Origin of the sequence: Stieleria sedimenti, from assembly GCF_025060895.1 — a bacterium.
Lineage (GTDB): Bacteria > Planctomycetota > Planctomycetia > Pirellulales > Pirellulaceae > Stieleria > Stieleria sedimenti.
In genome coordinates this window covers 1-1,206 of record NZ_JANZKV010000041.1, presented here as the reverse complement: position 1 = coordinate 1,206, position 1,206 = coordinate 1, and the positions used below count along the sequence as shown (strand labels likewise).

The following is a 1,206-nucleotide window of genomic DNA, read 5'->3' as shown; positions in this document are numbered from 1 at the left end:
GATCAGCTTCGAAGCACGATCCGAAAACGTCTGTCGTTTTCCTCCGCTGCATTGCGGGCAGTGACGATCACCACACGAGTTGTGTCGTTTCGTAAGCCGATCACAATCATCACACTGGTACCAACGACCACCAAGTGCAGACGTACGACACAGAGTCGTTTTGGCCAAGACACTTTGGACCGTCATCGTCGCTGCACCGTCGCGGTGCTCGTTGACGTAACGTTCGGCACCGCGACGAAGGAGTTGGTGGACGGTTAGCTTTTCTTGTCTGAATCGTTTTCTTGACTGCTCGCTTCGCCGTTCTCCTGCGGCGGCGTGTACGTCGGCAACTGCTTCACCGGCAGCCAATCGAGCGGGCTCGGGACACTGTGCAGGTGCTCCCGACGGCAATGCAGATAAACCATCGTCGTGATGAAGCTCGCGTGGCCGAGCAGCTTGCTGATCGTCAACAAGTCCACCCCGGCTTCGAGAAGTCCCGTCGCGTAGGAGTGCCTCAGGACATGCGGATAAATCCTGCGTTTGATCCCCGCTTTCACTCCGGCGTCCTTCATCGCTTTGCGAATCGTGGTGTCGGCGTAGGGCTTCCCCGGTTTCTTGCCTGGAAACAGGAAGTCGGTCGGCTTGTACTTGCGCCAGTAGATCCTGAGCTCTTTCAAGAGTCTCGGTGAGAGTGGCACCAACCGTTCCTTGTTGCCCTTGCCGTTGGCGACTCGGATCATCATCCGTTTGGAGTCGATGTCGTGGATCCTCAAGTTGGCCGCTTCGGAGAACCGCAGCCCTGCGGAGTAGAGCGTCATCAGAAAGGTTCGGTGTTTCAGATTGGCCGTGCATTGAATCAGCTGGTCGACTTCTTGTCGGCCGAGCACGGTAGGTAGCTTCTTGGGCCGTTTGCCGAAGGGAACCATCGTGACCGGCCAGGGCATGGGCTGGGTGTGGCGATAGTAAAACCGTAAAGCACAAACGGCTTGGTTGAACGAACCGTAGGCAAGCTTTCGTTCTTGGATCAGATGGAGTTGGAAGGTTCTAACGTCTTCGCAGGTTGCCTGGCCGAGCGGTTTTTCGATAAAGTCGGCGAATTTCCGAACGTGGTAGGTGTAGGCGTCGATGGTTGCTTCGGCCATGTTGCGGATCAACATGTCTTCGGCGAGCCGCTTGGTGAGTTTGCAGGTTCGTTTTTTGTGTGACATCACGGTTGCTTGTCCTTGT

Annotated in this window: 2 protein-coding genes; both read right to left on the bottom strand. The window is 56.1% G+C overall.

The features are described from left to right. Positions 1 to 186 (bottom strand): transposase zinc-binding domain-containing protein (locus tag NZK35_RS06220; protein ID WP_259631730.1); only part of this gene is annotated, 186 nt, incomplete at its 3' end. A gap of 68 nt (positions 187 to 254) precedes the next feature. Continuing rightward, positions 255 to 1,187, bottom strand: a complete 933-nt coding sequence (locus tag NZK35_RS06215; protein ID WP_407699768.1) for a tyrosine-type recombinase/integrase — start codon at positions 1,185 to 1,187, stop codon at positions 255 to 257. Positions 1,188 to 1,206 lie beyond the last annotated feature (19 nt).

Bases quoted from the DNA above. Each gene is read 5' to 3' on its own strand.
- NZK35_RS06215 (WP_407699768.1), bottom strand. From the start codon at position 1,187: ATGTCACACAAAAAACGAACCTGCAAACTCACCAAGCGGCTCGCCGAA.